General features: G+C 63.2%; 16 protein-coding genes and 1 pseudogene. 5 read left to right on the forward strand and 12 right to left on the reverse strand.

What is annotated here, in order from left to right; genetic code table 11:
• Nucleotides 1-2 precede the first annotated feature (2 nt).
• The 3 genes from ABX75_RS11295 to ABX75_RS11305 form a co-directional block, all read right to left on the reverse strand.
• A complete protein-coding gene (locus ABX75_RS11295) occupies nt 3-2,189 on the reverse strand; it encodes a GAF domain-containing protein (protein WP_047881953.1) in 2,187 nt (728 codons plus the stop codon).
• Nucleotides 2,190-2,348: 159 nt separating this feature from the next.
• On the reverse strand, nt 2,349-3,206 hold the full coding sequence (locus ABX75_RS11300) for a CAP domain-containing protein (protein ID WP_034097167.1): 858 nt from the start codon (nt 3,204-3,206) through the stop codon (nt 2,349-2,351).
• An 81-nt stretch (nt 3,207-3,287) separates the two neighbouring features.
• Complete coding sequence (locus ABX75_RS11305) at nt 3,288-4,496, reverse strand: MFS transporter (protein ID WP_047881954.1); 1,209 nt, start codon at nt 4,494-4,496, stop codon at nt 3,288-3,290.
• A 113-nt stretch (nt 4,497-4,609) separates the two neighbouring features.
• Between ABX75_RS11305 and ABX75_RS11310 the strand changes: the two genes are divergently transcribed.
• Both ABX75_RS11310 and ABX75_RS11315 read left to right on the forward strand, forming a co-directional pair.
• Nucleotides 4,610-5,491 (forward strand): LysR family transcriptional regulator, encoded by an 882-nt coding sequence (locus ABX75_RS11310; protein ID WP_047881955.1) that lies wholly within the window; start codon nt 4,610-4,612, stop codon nt 5,489-5,491.
• Nucleotides 5,492-5,548: 57 nt separating this feature from the next.
• A complete protein-coding gene (locus tag ABX75_RS11315) occupies nt 5,549-6,229 on the forward strand; it encodes a GNAT family N-acetyltransferase (protein WP_047881956.1) in 681 nt (226 codons plus the stop codon).
• Here ABX75_RS11315 and ABX75_RS11320 read toward each other — a convergent pair.
• Complete coding sequence (locus ABX75_RS11320; protein WP_047881957.1) at nt 6,210-6,812, reverse strand: TetR/AcrR family transcriptional regulator; 603 nt, start codon at nt 6,810-6,812, stop codon at nt 6,210-6,212. The two genes, ABX75_RS11315 and ABX75_RS11320, sit on opposite strands and share 20 nt — an antisense overlap.
• Before the next feature lie 71 nt (nt 6,813-6,883).
• Between ABX75_RS11320 and ABX75_RS11325 the strand changes: the two genes are divergently transcribed.
• Nucleotides 6,884-7,483, forward strand: coding sequence for an NAD(P)H-dependent oxidoreductase (locus tag ABX75_RS11325; RefSeq protein WP_047881958.1), 600 nt, complete (start codon nt 6,884-6,886; stop codon nt 7,481-7,483).
• 1 nt (nt 7,484) lies between these two features.
• On the opposite strand, the gene ABX75_RS11330 is transcribed toward ABX75_RS11325, so the two are convergent.
• The 3 genes from ABX75_RS11330 to ABX75_RS11340 form a co-directional block, all read right to left on the reverse strand.
• Nucleotides 7,485-7,874, reverse strand: a complete 390-nt coding sequence (locus ABX75_RS11330) for a hypothetical protein (protein WP_034097177.1) — start codon at nt 7,872-7,874, stop codon at nt 7,485-7,487.
• A 31-nt stretch (nt 7,875-7,905) separates the two neighbouring features.
• Nucleotides 7,906-9,162: a 3-phosphoshikimate 1-carboxyvinyltransferase gene (locus tag ABX75_RS11335; protein ID WP_047881959.1), complete on the reverse strand. Its 1,257-nt coding sequence runs from the start codon at nt 9,160-9,162 to the stop codon at nt 7,906-7,908.
• Between the two features lie 91 nt (nt 9,163-9,253).
• Nucleotides 9,254-9,808: a UPF0149 family protein gene (locus tag ABX75_RS11340; RefSeq protein ID WP_034097180.1), complete on the reverse strand. Its 555-nt coding sequence runs from the start codon at nt 9,806-9,808 to the stop codon at nt 9,254-9,256.
• 185 nt (nt 9,809-9,993) lie between these two features.
• Here ABX75_RS11340 and ABX75_RS11345 point away from each other — a divergent pair, with 185 nt between their 5' ends.
• Nucleotides 9,994-10,806, forward strand: a complete 813-nt coding sequence (locus ABX75_RS11345; protein ID WP_034097182.1) for a crotonase/enoyl-CoA hydratase family protein — start codon at nt 9,994-9,996, stop codon at nt 10,804-10,806.
• Between the two features lie 5 nt (nt 10,807-10,811).
• Nucleotides 10,812-11,645: an NAD(+) diphosphatase gene (gene nudC / locus ABX75_RS11350; protein ID WP_047881960.1), complete on the forward strand. Its 834-nt coding sequence runs from the start codon at nt 10,812-10,814 to the stop codon at nt 11,643-11,645.
• Here the strand turns inward: nudC and ABX75_RS11355 are convergent.
• From ABX75_RS11355 to ABX75_RS29380, 5 genes and pseudogenes are all read right to left on the reverse strand, one after another.
• On the reverse strand, nt 11,613-12,392 hold the full coding sequence (locus ABX75_RS11355; RefSeq protein WP_034097184.1) for a TSUP family transporter: 780 nt from the start codon (nt 12,390-12,392) through the stop codon (nt 11,613-11,615). The genes nudC and ABX75_RS11355 overlap by 33 nt on opposite strands.
• Nucleotides 12,393-12,563: 171 nt before the next feature.
• A complete protein-coding gene (gene pcsA, locus ABX75_RS11360) occupies nt 12,564-13,280 on the reverse strand; it encodes a phosphatidylcholine synthase (RefSeq protein WP_034097185.1) in 717 nt (238 codons plus the stop codon).
• Between the two features lie 147 nt (nt 13,281-13,427).
• Entirely contained in the window at nt 13,428-14,342 is a 915-nt protein-coding gene (locus tag ABX75_RS11365) for a class I SAM-dependent methyltransferase (protein ID WP_034097186.1), read from the reverse strand.
• A gap of 93 nt (nt 14,343-14,435) precedes the next feature.
• Complete coding sequence (locus ABX75_RS11370) at nt 14,436-14,924, reverse strand: DUF1289 domain-containing protein (RefSeq protein WP_034097187.1); 489 nt, start codon at nt 14,922-14,924, stop codon at nt 14,436-14,438.
• A gap of 87 nt (nt 14,925-15,011) precedes the next feature.
• Nucleotides 15,012-15,137 (reverse strand): annotated as a pseudogene (locus ABX75_RS29380) (ribonucleotide-diphosphate reductase subunit beta); the annotation flags it as partial.

Below are 15,137 nucleotides of genomic sequence, written 5' to 3' on the forward strand. Positions count from 1 at the left end.
GCTCAGTCCCGGAGTATCGCCTTGATCAGCACCCGCGAGACCTGATCGGCCGAGTAGGGCTTGGGCAGGAACTCAAAGCCTTCGTAGCCGCTGTCAGCCAGCTCCTCGCTGTAGCCGGAGGTCAATACCACCGGCAAGTCGGCACGACGTTGGCGCAGCTCCTTGGCCATGGCCACGCCGGTCATGCCAGGCATCACCACGTCCGAAAAAACCGCATCGAAGGCCAACGCCTGCGGACCCGCCAGGCGCAGGGCGTGTTCGGCATCGGTAGCCCACGTGGTCTGGTAGCCCAGATCCTGCAGGATCTGGCTGGCAAAGCGCCCCACCTCCAGATTGTCTTCCACGATCAGCACATGGCACTGCGTGGTGTCATGGACAGGCGTCGGTTCGTCCTGTGGGCGGTGTTGTGTCGAGTCCTGGGCCGCGACCTGCGGCAGGTACAGGGTAAACACCGAGCCCTGGCCCAGGGTGCTGGCTACATCGATATTGCCTCCCGACTGCTTGGCGAAGCCGAATACTTGGGACAGCCCCAGCCCCGTGCCTTTGCCCACGGCTTTGGTGGTAAAAAACGGTTCGAAAATGCGCTCGACGGTGTCGCCGGGAATGCCGGGGCCGGTGTCGGCCAGGGCAATGGCGATATGCGGCTGGCGCGAACCGGCCTCGCCGCGTATGCGCGGCAGGGGCTGTTGACCGGTCAGGCGCAAGGTGAGGGTGCCGTGACCGTCCATGGCGTCCCGCGCATTGAGGGCGATGTTGATCAGTGCGGTTTCGAACTGGCTTGAATCTATCCGCGCAAAACACGGCTGCGTCGGTAACTCCACCCGTACCTGGATGCGCGCACCGGTGACGCTTTCGAGCATTTCGCCGATATTTTGCACGCGCTGGCCGACGTCGAAGACTTCCGGGTTCAGCGGCTGGCGCCGGGCGAAGGCGAGCAACTGGCTGGTCAACTTGCTGGCGCGCTCGACGGTGTCCGAGACCGCGCTCATGTAACGCTGGCGGCGTTCTTCAGAGAGCCCTGGCTGGCGCAGAAAATCCACCGAGGAACGGATGATGGTCAGCAGGTTATTGAAGTCGTGGGCCACGCCCCCGGTTAATTGGCCGATGGCTTCCAGCTTCTGCGATTGGCGCAGGGCGGCTTCGGTCTGGGCCAGCGCCAGGGTGCGCTCTTCGACGCGCTGCTCCAGGGTGGTGTTGAGTTCGGCGTAGGCGGCCAGGCCGGCGCGCACATCGGCGTCGGCACGCACGCGCTCGATATAGGCCCAGGAGCGCTCGGTGACTTCCCGCAGCACCGCCAGGTCGTAGTGCGACCACGGCCGCGCAACTTTGTCATGCACGGCCATCAGGGCGGTAAGACGGCCGTTGCGGATCAGCGGCATGCAGATGGTGGCGGTCACCCCCAGCGTCTGGAATTGCTCGGCCTCGTGGGGCGGCAGTTCGCGCAAGTTGTTGTGGATCACCAGCGGCTCACCGGCGCGTAGGCACTTAACCGCGCGTTCGCCAAACGCCGCTAGGCTATAACGACCGATAATGCTCGGCGAGCCGGGGACGGTCCAGTTGTCGCGGATGGTGAAGCCGTCTTCATCGGCATCCATATCGGCGTAGGCGCAATTGCTCACCTGCAAGTGCTCGGCCAGCAGGCGAGTGGTGTCAGTCATGATCGCCTGGGCGTCGTTGGCGTTGGCCACCGCGTTGCCGATGGCGTCCAGCAACGCCAGGCGGCGCGCGTGAAACACGGTGGCGGTGGTTTCGGTGACGGTATCGAGCATGCCGACCACTTTGCCTCGCGGATCGCGGATCGGGCTGTAGCAGAATGTGAAGTACGCCTGTTCCGGTGCGGGCCCGCGTTCGATTACCAGCGGGAAATTCTCGATATAGGTGGCGTGCCCTTCGAAGGCCGCGCTGGCGATGGGACGCACTTCGTCCCACACCTCGCTCCAGATTTCGCTGAAAGGACGGCCCAGAGCGTAGGGCTTGTTACCCAGGATCGGAATAAACGCATCGTTGTAGAGCGTGATCAGTTGTGGCCCCCAGACGATTGCCTGAGGGAAACTCGACGCGAAACACAGCGCAACGGTGGTCTTCAAGACATCTGGCCACTGCTCCAATGGCCCCAGGGGCGTACTTGCCCAATCATGCTGACGAACCTGTTCGGCCATGTCGCTGCTGCTTTGCAGCCAATTCATCATTGGGGTCACACCTTGTTTGCCACAGTCTGTCGTCGCCTGGAGTGCCCAGGCTGCCAAGCTACAGACCGGAATGCCCGCCGCCAGTTCAGCGGATTATCCACGAGATGGCATTTTGATGCTCTATTCGTTTGAGGGGCGACGAGGGCGGTCAACCACCCTCTATTGCTGCGGAGTGCCGAACATGGCGGTCCAATAGATGCCCGCATCGCTCTTGGGGTCCATGGCATAGGCCGCGCCCAGTTCGCGAAACTGCGGGTTCATCAGGTTGGCGCAATGGCCGGGGCTGGCGAGCCAGCCGTCCACCACCTTGCGCGGAGTATCCAGGCCGGCGGCGATGTTTTCCCCAATGGATTTGGCGGTATAGCCGGCCAGTTCCGCACGGTCACCTGGGGTTCTGCCCTCATGGTCCAGATGATCGAAGAAGTTGCCGTTGGCCATGTTGCGCGTGTGGCCGTTGGCTGCGGCGGCCAGGGTGTCGTTCCAGGCCAGCGGGGTGGTGGCGGTAAACGCTTGGGTGCCGCACTGGTGCGCTTGAGCGCGGGCGGCATTGACCAGACTGAGCAATTGCTTGCCTTCGGTCTGCCAGTCGCCCCGGCCGCTGGACAGCAGCGGGCGCGCCAGCACGATGCGCCAGTCCTGGCCCGTGTTGCTCACGCCGATGTCGACGTATTGCGGGTCCAGCACCACCCGGCAGAAGCTCTCGCTTACTGCCTTCATGGCCGCAGCGGCATCCTTGGGCCCGGACAGGCTGATGGCCTGCACATTCACCATCGGGTACGCAGCCCGCGCCAGCGCCTGCTGCAGGTCGCCGGCGTTATTGGCTGGCAGCACCAGGCGCGCGTCGCTGGTCAGCGGCGGCAACTCCTGGGAACCCTGATCGCCGCAGCGTTGCACCTGGCTGCGGTAGGCATTGATCTGTTGTACCAACTGACTTTCTTCATTCGCCATCGCGCTGGCGCAGAACACCGTACTGGCGGCCAGCGTCGTAAGACCCATCATCAATGACAGAACGCGCATGGACGTTACCCTTGAGCTTGAAAGTGCCCATGATGCGCGAAGTAACCCGGTCCGGCGCAACGCCTTTTTTGTTTTTTTGCCTCAACGGGTGTTCAGCGGCGGCGTAACGCTGGCAATGCGGCAAACTGCCATCGCAGCGGCCAGAACGATCAGCCCCACCGCGACGCGGAACGTGACGTGCAGTCCATGGGTGACAGATTCAGGCGTGGCGTGGATGACATCCGGACTGGCCCAGGTGAATACCGCGCCCAATGCTGAGGTGCCGAGGATCAGGCCCAGGTTGCGTGACAGGTTGAGCAGGCCCGAGACCGTGCCGCGGCGGGAGGCGTCCACGTCGCTCATCACCGCGGTGTTGTTGGCGGCTTGGAACAGGCTGTAGCCGCAGGTCAGAATCACCAGCGCGCCCAGATAAGCCATCAGCCCCGACGCCAGGGACAGCAGCAGCGCGCCGCCCAGCAATGTGCTTAGCCCGACCAGTGTGACGCGGCGGCTGCCCAGGCGGTCGGTCAGGCGTCCGGCCGGCACGCCGGTGAGCGCGGCGACACCCGGCCCTACAGCCATTGCCAGGCCCATCCATTCAGGCGCGAGGCCCAGGCCGCGAGACAGGTAAAACGGCCCGACCACGAAGGTGGCCATGATCACCGCCGACACCAGCGCGCTCATGGCCAGGCCGGCGCGTAATGGCGCGGCTTTCAAGGGCGACCACAGGCTGCCGGGTACGCGTGCGTGCGGCAGATCCACCGGCAGATAGCGCCAGGCCAGGGCGGCGGCCAATACCCCCAGGGGCGTGCCCACCATAAACAACGCGTGCCAACCCCATAGGCTGAGCAACACGCCGCCGACACTGGGGCCCATCGCCGTACCGAGTGCCGACATGGTGCCCAGCAGGCCCATGACTCGGCCGATACGCTCCTTGGATACGGTATCGCCCACCAGACCCATGGCCATGGCCATCATGCTTGCCGCGCCGAGGCCTTGCAGCACACGCGCGGCGATCAAGCCATTCAATGAGGGGGCAACGCCGCACACGGTGCTCGCCACCGCGAACAGCAACAGCCCAGCAATCAACACCCGACGGCGCCCCAGGCGATCACCCAAACGACCCGCACTGACGATCACCGCCGTGATGCCCAGCAGGTACGCCAGCACCACCCACTGCACCGCCGGGAACGCTGCATTGAAGGACTGTGCCAGCGTCGGCAGGCCGACGTTGGCGATGCTGGTGCCCAGCGAGGCCAGCAGCATGGACAAGCACAGGCTGACTAGAGCACCGCGCGAAGAGATGGGCATGGGGAACTCCTTGACTGAAGGTGACTGACAGAACTCTACGGCCTGGCCTAACATGGCGGAAGACACATGGATTGCATTAAATACCTGCATAAAACGCCTGCTTGGGAGCGCTGATGCCTGATCTGAACCTGTTGATCACCCTGGATGTGCTGCTCGCCGAGGGTAGCGTGGAACGTGCGGCCAAGCGCCTGCACTTGAGCCCTTCGGCCATGAGCCGGGCCTTGGCGCGTCTGCGGCACACCACGGGCGATCCGTTGTTGGTGCGTGCCGGTCGTGGCTTGGTGCCGACGCCTCATGCGTTGGCGTTGCGCGAGCAGGTCAGCCGCTTGGTGCAGGAGGCCCAGGCGGCCCTGCGCCCGGCGCAAGCGGTGGACATGGCCCACGTCGAGCGCACCTTTACGTTGCGCACCAGCGAAGAGTTCATCGAGTGTTTCGGCGCCGCGTTGCTCCGGCGTATCGCTCAAGAAGCGCCGGACGTGCGTCTGCGTCTGCTGAGTAAAACCGACAAGGACACCGCACCGCTGCGCGACGCCCGTGTGGATCTGGACATCGGCGTGGTCGACCCCAGCGCCGGCCCCGAGGTGCTGACCCAGGCGCTGTTCCGCGATCGCTTGGTGGGCGTGGTGCGCAACGGCCATCCCCTCAGTCGCGGCACGGTCAGCCTGCAACGCTACGCCGAAGGCCAACACCTCTATGTGTCGCGGCGAGGCCAGGACCGTGGCCAGATCGACGATGCCCTGCAAGCCCTGGGCGTTACGCGGCAGATCCACACCATAGTCGCCGGGTTCGCCACTGCCATCGCCCTGGCACGGGACACCGACCTGATAGCCAGCGTCCCCGAACGCTATATTGCCCAGCGCAACGAGCTGTTCTGCTTTGAACTGCCGCTGAGCCTGCCCACCTTCAGCGTAGCCATGCTTTGGCACCCGCGACTGGACGCGGACCCGGCCCACCGCTGGCTGCGCGGCTGCCTGCGTGAGGTGTGCGGGCCATGAACCGGGTGTAACAGGTACAATCGCCGCTGCCTTGAAGCCCAACCCCCAGGAATGTGCATGTTCAGCCTTACCCGTTACACCACGCCGTGCCCCGAGCCTATCAATGGTCAGATCCTGCAGATGGTGGTGGACAACCTCACCGATATCAGCAGCGTCGCGTTGCCCCCCAGCAACCTGCTGTACAACATCTACCAATACGCCATCGGCTTCGAGGTGCACTTGTATCTGGAGGCGTTGAGCGGTGAGAAGGGCATTGCGGTCGAGCTGGTGGTGGCGACGGATGCCCAGGACCCGGAACAGGTCATTGGGTTTCTGTTGTGTTTACCGGTCAAGGATGACCCCGAGGCCTGCGGCATTCCCTTTATGGCCGTGCAGGCCGGTTCGCGGCGCCACGGGGTAGGGCGCGCCATGATGCAGGACGTGCTGGCTCGCTACCCCCATGCGGAGCTGGCTTGCTCGGTGGAAAAGGTGCCGGCCTTCGAGGCCATGGGGTTCCAGGTGCGCGGCGCACGCGATACCCAGGTGCTGATGAACACGCGTAACTACGGCACCGACGGGCTGATGGGCGTGCTGGACGTGGCCGCGATCTACCGCTCCCTTGAGGTGCAGCAGATCCATACCTACCTGCTGCAACGGCACGGCAAACGCGCGATGGTCGACGCCGAGCGCCAGCGCGACCGCCACTTGGATCAGCTGGCGCGCAAGGTGCAGGCGTTCGTCACGGGCGAGCGCGGTTAATCATCGCTGCAATGATCGCCTGCAATTCCTGCTGTGCTTCTTCACGGCTGACCTCGCCATTGGCCGCTGCGTGGGACAACGCTTCGGCCGCCCCGAGCATGGCCCTCAAGCCGGCTTGAGGCACTGTGCCGGAGGGGGCGAAGGGCGCCAGAGCATCGCGGCATTTGTCGAGGAAGATCGCTTCGTACTTGCGCTTGAGGGTTTCCAGTTCCGGGGAACTGTTCAAGGCCGCGATCACGCCTGGGATTTCCCGCCCCTGCAATAGCACACAATCGATGTAGCACGCGGCAATCACCCCAGCGCGGCCTTCCAGGGTGGCGTCGCTGGTGTCGAGTGCGTCGACAAACGCCTGGTTCTGGCGCGCGTCGAAATCTTCGTACAGCGCCGCCAGTAACCCCGCACGGGTGACAAAATGGTCGTAGACCACCGGCTTGGTGACGCCGGCCAGTTCTGCCACACGGCCCAGGGTCAGGGCATCGGTGCCTTCATCGCGCACCAGCTGCCAGGCCACCTCCAATAATTGTTGCAGGCGATCTTCACGGGACAGACGACGGCGGGGTGCAGGAGATTCTTGGCTTGACATGCTTATATACCAAAAGTAACTTACTGTTCGTAACTTAAGCCCAGAGCCTAAACTGAACCGGAGTGAATGTCATGCACGCACTGATCGTTGTCGCCCATCACGACCCACAATCCCTGACCCACAGCATTGCCGCCCAGGTTGCCCATGGCCTGCGCCTATCGGATCACACCTCTGAAATCGCCGACCTCGCCGCCGAGGGCTTCGACCCGCGTTACAGCGCTGCCGACCATCGGGTGCATCGCGAACGCGCCGCACCACCGGCCGATGTGCTGGCCGAACAGGCCCGCATCGACCGCGCCGATGCGTTGGTTCTGGTGTTTCCCATTTATTGGTGGTCGATGCCCGGCCTGCTCAAGGGTTGGATTGACCGTGTATTCGTCAACGGTTGGGCCATCGACTACGGCCCGGACACCCCGGTGGTGAAAAAACTCGGGCATTTACACGTGCACCTGCTGGCGCTTGGCGCGGCGGACTTCAGCGCGTACGAACGGCATGGTTATGCCCAATCGATGCACACGCAGATTGACTACGGCATCTTTGATTACTGTGGCGCGAAGGTGCTCACGTCCGACCTGCTACTGGACTCGGAAAGCGGCAGCGCAGAGGCCCATTTGAGCACCGCGAGAACCGTGGGCCAGGGGCTGTTCAAGGCCGAAACGGTGGCGGGCTGACTTACCCGTCGCGAAACAGGTCGTGGGCGTCCAGCAGGCGGTAGGCGATCTCCGGGCGTTTTTCCATGCCCCGGCGAATCGCCGCCGGAATCGCTTGGCGGGTTTTGCGACATAGCCCGGGCAGGTCGTCGATGACGATCTGAATGCCGCGCATGCTTTTGACTTCGGTGTGGCCCGGCGCGATGTGTACGCGGATGCCCAGCAGTTCGTACATGCGTTGTTGCATGCGTTCCAGGTCTTGCAGGTTTTGCAGGTTTTCCAGGCGTTCGAGCAGGCGTTTCTCTTCCTGGCGGGTCAGGCCGAGGATGCGCAAGTCCGCCTCGGGCGCTTGCAGCAATTGCTCGCGCTCGCATACGCAGGCGCCGGGTGGGCAGGGTTGGCGAATGTTCATGTTCAGTCCTCCCCATTCCGGCGCGCCGGGCTCAATAGGTCAGCGCGACACCCAGGCTGCTCAAGGCCTTCCAGTAGTCGGGATAGGTCTTGGCCACGCAGTCCGGGTCCTGGATGCGAATGCCCGCCACCTTCAAGCCGGCCAGGGCAAAGCACATGGCGATGCGATGGTCGGCGTGGGTGTCGATCAGCGCGGTGCAGGCGGTGCCGGCCAACGCCGGGTCGCTGGCCACCAGCAGGTCGTCGCCTTCGATGGTCGCCAGGCCGGGGCGGATTTGATTCAGGCCGTCATGCAGCGCCTGCACCCGGTCACATTCCTTGACGCGCAGGTTGGCCAGTTCGGTAAAGCGTACCGGGGTGTTGTTGAACGCCGCCAGCACTGCCAGGGTGGGGATCGCGTCCTGCATCTGCGAGCCCACTACCGTGGCCTGCATATCCGGGAACTGGGCGATCACCGCCTGCGCCTTGGCGTCCGGCTGGGTGAAATCCTGGGCCGCTACACCGATGTCGATACGCCCGCCAGTCAACACTTCGGCGGCCCACAGGTAGGTGGCGGCGGAGGCGTCGGGTTCGATCAGGTAATCATGGGCGGTGTAGCCAGTGGGGGCGACGCGCCAGGTGGTGTCGTCGACGGCATCGACCTGCGCTCCGAAGGCGCGCATGCAGTCCAGGGTCAGGTCCACATAGCCACGGGCGCCGATGTCCTTGCCGGTCAGCGCCACTTCAATCGGCGCTTCACCGCAGGCGGCAAGCATCAGCAGGGCCGATACGTATTGGCTGGACAACCCGCCGTCGATCTCGAAGCGCTTGGCCTGCACCTTGCCCGTGCCGTGCACGGTGACTGGCGGGCAGCCGCTCGGGCTGTCGACCTGGATGCCGTTCTGCCCGAGGGTGGCCAGCAGCGGGCCAATGGGGCGCTTGCGCATGTAGTCGTCGCCATCGAGCACCACGGTGCCTTGCACGGTGGCCACGGCGGCGGTGAGAAAGCGCATGGCGGTGCCGGCGTTGCCGAGGAACAGCGGTTGCGCCGGCAACTGCAACTTGCCCTGACCGGTGACCACGAACGTGGTGTCGTCCGGCTCCTCAATGGTCACGCCCATCTGGCGCAGGGCCACCGACATGTGGCGGGTATCGTCGCTTTTCAGTGCACCACTCAAACGGCTGGTGCCCTTGGCCAGGGCCGCCAGCAGCAATGCACGGTTGGTAATGGATTTGGAGCCGGGGGGCGCGACCTTGCCGATGAGCGGGGCGTTGGGCGGTGTAACGGTCACGGTTTTCTGCGAACTCAAGGTACAAGGCTCCTGATTCAAGGCAAGGTGGCACGGAGTGGCCGACGGGGCGGACCCGAATAATCGGGCATTGATGCCGTGCTGTCGAGGCTTAGCGCTGGCTCGACCAGTAATCATGCAATGCCTGCGCCGCCGGTTCGATCTGGCCGGCGCGCTGCTGGTGGGCCTGGATATCCAGGTCGGCGGGCAATTCAAAGTTGTCCTGTTCGGCGCACCAGGAGATTTTCTCCAGGTTCGCTGCCTGTTCCGTCGGCAGCGGCGGCCAGTTACCGATGGCAGCACCACGGATGTAGCCGAAGCACCATTCTTCAGCCAGGGTTACCGTCTGTGCCCGATGCTCGGTTTCGTCGAAGCGCGGCGTGAAGCCCGGGGCGTCGCCGGCCAGTTGCGCCGCCAGGGTGTTGAGGTGGCGCACGCACAGGTCCAGAAACTGCTGCGCCTCGTCGGCGCTTTCCCACTCGGGGTTCTGGCCGCCCCAGATCGCCGGGAACCACTCGGCGATGTCTACCGGCGCCGGGCCGGAGACCAGCGCGGTGAAGTAGCCGTCGAGTTCGGCCACGTTCAACACGGAGTGGTCATCGCCGTACTTGAGCAGGGTGTCTTCCAGGGCGGCGAAATCGGCGGGGGCGAGGGGCTGGGCGTGCATGGGCATATCCTTTAAACGTCGAACGCCACGCACTGCGCGGCTCAAAGCACGAAGGATGGCGTGTGCGCGGGGTTTTATCCAGCCTCTTTTCCATCCCGCTGGCCAGTCCCGCTTTTGGCCGATGCGCCGTCGCGCACCCTTGTTATAGTCTGGGCCTTCTCCTTCGCCAGTCAGGGATCATGGCCATGTCCGAATACCAAGCCTTTGTCGTCGAACTCAACGGCAACGTTGCCCATGTGCAGATCAACCGCCCGGAAAAAATCAACGCGATGAACGCCGCGTTCTGGACCGAGATCATCGACATTTTCCAATGGATCGACGACACCGATGCCGTGCGCGCCGTGGTGCTCAGCGGTGCCGGCAAGCATTTTTCCTCCGGTATCGACCTGATGATGCTGGCCTCGGTGGCCAATGACCTGGGCAAAGACGTGGGCCGCAACGCGCGCTTGCTGCGGCGCAAGATTCTCGAACTGCAAGCTTCATTCAATGCCGTGGACAATTGCCGCAAGCCAGTGCTGGCGGCGATCCAGGGCTATTGCATCGGTGGCGCCATCGACCTGATCAGTGCCTGTGACATGCGCTATGCCGCCGAAGATGCGCAGTTCTCTATCAAGGAAATCGATATCGGCATGGCCGCCGACGTCGGCACGCTGCAACGCCTGCCGCGCATCATCGGCGACGGTATGCTGCGCGAACTGGCTTACACCGGGCGCATGTTCGGCGCAGAAGAGGCGCGAAGCATCGGCCTGGTCAACCGTGTGTATGCCGATCACGACAGCCTGTTGGCCGGCGTGCTGGAGATCGCTCGGGACATCGCGGCCAAATCGCCGATTGCCGTGACCGGCACCAAGGCAATGATCAGCTATATGCGTGACCATACGGTCAATGACGGGCTGGAATACGTTGCCACCTGGAACTCGGCTATGTTGCAATCCAACGACCTGCGTGTGGCCATCGCGGCCCATATGAGCAAGCAGACACCCGAATTCGTGGATTGATAGACATGACCCCAGGCTGGATTACCACAACGCTTCTGGACAACGACACCCCTGGCGGCTGGGCTGTCGCCCGCAGCTGCGAAGGCTTTTTACATGACGCCAATGGCCCGCTGTTTCCGCGGGAGTGGCTCAAGCGTCAGGACCTTTCGGTGTTCGCCGAACACGGTATCGGCCACCTCGACGGCGAGCCGGTGTACCTGCTGGAGCTAAACGCCCCCAGCGATGTGCTCGGCTGCAGTTGGCAGGGCTTGCGCGGTTTTATGCTGCAAGGCGATCACACCCTGTACAAAGTGCTGGGTTACGCCGCGCAGATCGGCACTTGGGCCCGCGAGCACCGCTTTTGCGGCAGCTGCGGCCTGGCCATGGTGCAAGTGCCACGCGAACGCGCAATGTATTGCCAGGCGTGCGACCTACGCAGTTACCCGCGCATCTCGCCGAGCATGATCGTGCTGGTGACCCGTGGCGACGAAATCCTGCTGGCCCGTTCGCCGCGCTTTGTGACCGGGGTCTACAGCACGTTGGCCGGGTTTGCCGAGCCGGGGGAGTCGGCCGAAGACTGCCTGATTCGCGAGGTGCGCGAGGAAGTGCAGGTGGAGGTACAGAATATCCAGTACATGGGCAGCCAGTGCTGGCCGTTCCCCCATTCGATGATGCTCGGCTTCCATGCCGAATATGCCGGTGGCGACATCGTGCCCCAGGCCGACGAGATCGAGGACGCGCAGTGGTTCAACATCCATGACCTGCCGCCGTTGCCGGCGTCGCGTTCGATTGCGCGCTACCTGATCGACCTCTATGTGGCGCGCCGCTTAGGCCACGCTGAACCAGTGCTGCCAGGCTAAGCGCACGGTCAGGCCGAGGACCACGGTGATAAACACCGGACGAATGAATTTGGCGCCGCCGCTGATCGCGCTGCGAGCGCCAAAGAAGGCCCCGCCCATCACCGAAATCCCCATCGCCAGGCCGACTATCCAGTCCACCGAACCGTTGAAGATAAACACCGACAGCGCTGCCGCGTTGCTGACGAAGTTCATGCTGCGCGCCACACCGCTGGCCTTGACCAGGTCGATGGGGTGCAGCAGCAGGGTGCTGACGGTCCAGAACGCCCCGGTGCCCGGGCCTGCTACGCCATCGTAGAAGCCCAGGCCGAAGCCTTGGGTGGCCTGCCACTTTTTCTTGATCGGCGCGTCGACGTCCAGCGGCGCCTTGGGCGTGCCGCCGAACAGCAGGTAAAGGCCGCAGGCGAATACGATCACCGGCAGCATTTTGTTCAAGGCCTCGGCTGGCAGGTAGTGGGCGACCACCGCACCGGCCAGCGCGCCCACCAGCGTGCCGACGATGGCGTGCATCCATTGACGCGGGTGAAACAGCTTGCGGCGGTAAAACGTGAAACTGGCGGTGGCCGAGCCGAACGTGGAACTGAGCTTGTTGGTGCCCAGCACCAAGTGCGGCGGCATGCCGGCGGTGAGCAGCGCCGGGGTGGTCAACAGCCCGCCACCGCCGGCGATGGCATCAATAAAACCGGCAATAAAGGCCACGATGGCGAGGATGGCGAGGGTGGTGAGGTCAACGCTGAGTTCGAAGGGCATGGGCAGGGCTTATGGTTGGCAGGGCGCTATGCGGAAGGTCGCCATCTTACCTGCCGAATGTATGCAGAACCAACTGTGGGAGGGTGCCTACCCCCCGATTGCGGTGTATCAGTGACAGATAAGCTGACTGACACATCGCCATCGGGGGGCAGCCCCATCCCACCTATTTGGCTATTTGTGGGTGCCCAGCCACTCCAGCGCGGTGCGCCAGATGCAAATCCCCAGAAAGTACGCCGACATCAGCGACCACAAGCCGAATGTCCACGGATTGGTGTTGGGATAATCCACGACCATCAAAAAGCTGCACAGCAACCAGATGGTGGTCACCGCGATATTGATCGGCATAAAGCGCTTGACCCGAAACGGGTGCAGAAACTTCATCGGCGTGACGGTCAGCAGGGCCAAACCGATGACCGTCAGCAAGGTGACCCACGCGTCCGGCTGGATGATGTACACGCACAGGGCTACCACGTTCCAGGCGGCGGGGAAGCCGACGAAGTAGTTGTCCTTGCTTTTCATATTGACGTTGCAGAAGCAGAACAAGGACGACACCAGGATCACCGACACGGTAAACAGATGGGTGAACTCCGGCAGGTCGATGTAGCGGTAGATAAACAGCGCGGGGATAAACACGTAGGTGAGGTAATCGATCACCAAATCCAGCACCGAACCGTCGAAGCTCGGCAGCACCGTGCTGACATTGACGCGCCGCGCCAGGGAGCCATCGAGGCCATCCACCACCAGCGCCAGGCCCAGCCACAGCAGGCAAGCCTTAGGCGAGTTTTCCAGCAGGGCCAGGGTGGCCAGGAAGGCCAGGACCACACCGGTGGCGGTAAAGCCGTGGGCGCCCCAGGCTTTGATTCTGGCTACATGCAGGGTCGATATCACGGGCGGTTCTCCAAAGGTGGAACGGGGCAGCCGACAACGTGACGCGGTCGAGTCTGGCCGGGGAATGCAGGTATCGACCGGGAAGGGGGGGATAAGGTTCACCGCCCGGCGTCTTGCTTAGGGTAGCAAGCGTAGGACGTTTCGGCATCAGCCCTGGCGAAACACCAGGGCTTTGAGGCCACTTTGTGGGTCGACGTCGGGAAATTCCGGCGGGTTCGCCAGGCGCTGTACGAAATGCAGCCCCGGCGCTTCGCGGGTCACGCCATCGATCAGGAAGTCTTCGCCGAAGGCCGGATCGTTCATGCACGCCAGCACCGTGCCCTGAGCGGTCAGCAGTTCCGGCAGGCGTCGCAGCACGCGCTGATAGTCCTTGGTCAGCAGAAAACTGCCTTTCTGGAACGATGGCGGGTCGATGATCACCAGATCATAGGGGCCGTTGTTGATCACTTTTGCCCAGGATTTGAACAGGTCATGGCCAAGAAACGTGACGCCGCTCAGGTCATGGCCGTTGAGCCGATGATTATCGCGGCCACGGCTCAGGGCGCCGCGCGCCATGTCCAGATTCACCACATGCTCGGCACCGCCTTCGATGGCCGCCACGGAAAAGCCGCAGGTGTAGGCAAACAGATTGAGCACGCGCTGGCCCTTGGCCTGTTCGCGCACCCATTGGCGCCCGTAGCGCATATCGAGGAACAACCCGGTGTTCTGCTTTTTACCCAGGTCGATCAGGTAACGCAGGCCGCCCTCGGTGATGATCCGCTCGTCGATCGCTTGCCCCACCAGCCATTCGGTGGTGCTTTGTGGCAAGTAACGGTGTTGCAGGGCAACCGTGTGCGCGCTGAACTCGCTTTGCAGCAGCTGTTTCAGGGCTTCCAGCTGTGCCGCCTGCGGCTCCTTGAATAACGAGACCAGCAGCACGCCTTGCAACCAATCCACCGTCAGTTGCTCCAGGCCCGGCCAGCAACGGCCACGGCCGTGGAACAGGCGTCGGGTTTCACTGGGCGGGTTGGCCAGGGCCGTCAGCAGGTGAGCGTGGAGGGTAGCGAGTGCGTCTGGGGTCATCGTTGAGCATCGGGTTGTTGAGCGGGCGGCATTTTAACCACACGCGAGGATTGGAGCGGTATGAAGTGACACACAACGGCCTGAATTTGAGCGCTACAAGGCGGCAATCAGAGCAGGCCCAAAGGCGTCCTTGAGGAAATTCGGCGCGATATATCGCTGGTAATGCGCCTCGGACAACAGGAAAAACTCCCGATCAATGGCATCGCGCAAATCCGCCAGATGGCGTTCGCGAAACTCCGGCAACAGCGCCAGACCGTAAGCATCCAGGCGGGAGATCACCCGCGCACCGCGCGCGATCAACTGATACGCCCAGCAATATGGCGACTGCTGGGGCATAAAACGGATCTGGCGGTCCTGCAACTGCTGACGCAAGCGTTCGGGGTCGAACACTTCCAACTTGCTGGCCATCACCTGCACCAGCAACTGCTCCAGACGCTGCCACACCGCGCGCTTTTCCTCGGCGTTGTAGCCATTCCACTGGATCACTTCATGGTGATAACGCTTGCAACCCCGGCAGACCAGGTCACCGTACACGGTGGAGCACAGGCCGACGCAGGGGGTCTTGATGGTTTGGTTAGGCATAAAAGGCTATTAGCAAAGTCTGTAGCGCCCCGCGGCGCCCATGTTGGGGCGGGCAAGCCCGCTCCCACATTGATGCGTGTTCGTGGATCAATCCCAGCTCAGCGCACCGCCGGTCTGGTACTCGATCACGCGGGTTTCGAAGAAGTTTTTCTCTTTCTTCAAGTCCATGATCTCGCTCATCCATGGGAACGGGTTGGTGGTCCCCGGATACTC

Source organism: Pseudomonas sp. ARP3, assembly GCF_001029595.1.
Lineage (GTDB): Bacteria > Pseudomonadota > Gammaproteobacteria > Pseudomonadales > Pseudomonadaceae > Aquipseudomonas > Aquipseudomonas rhodesiae.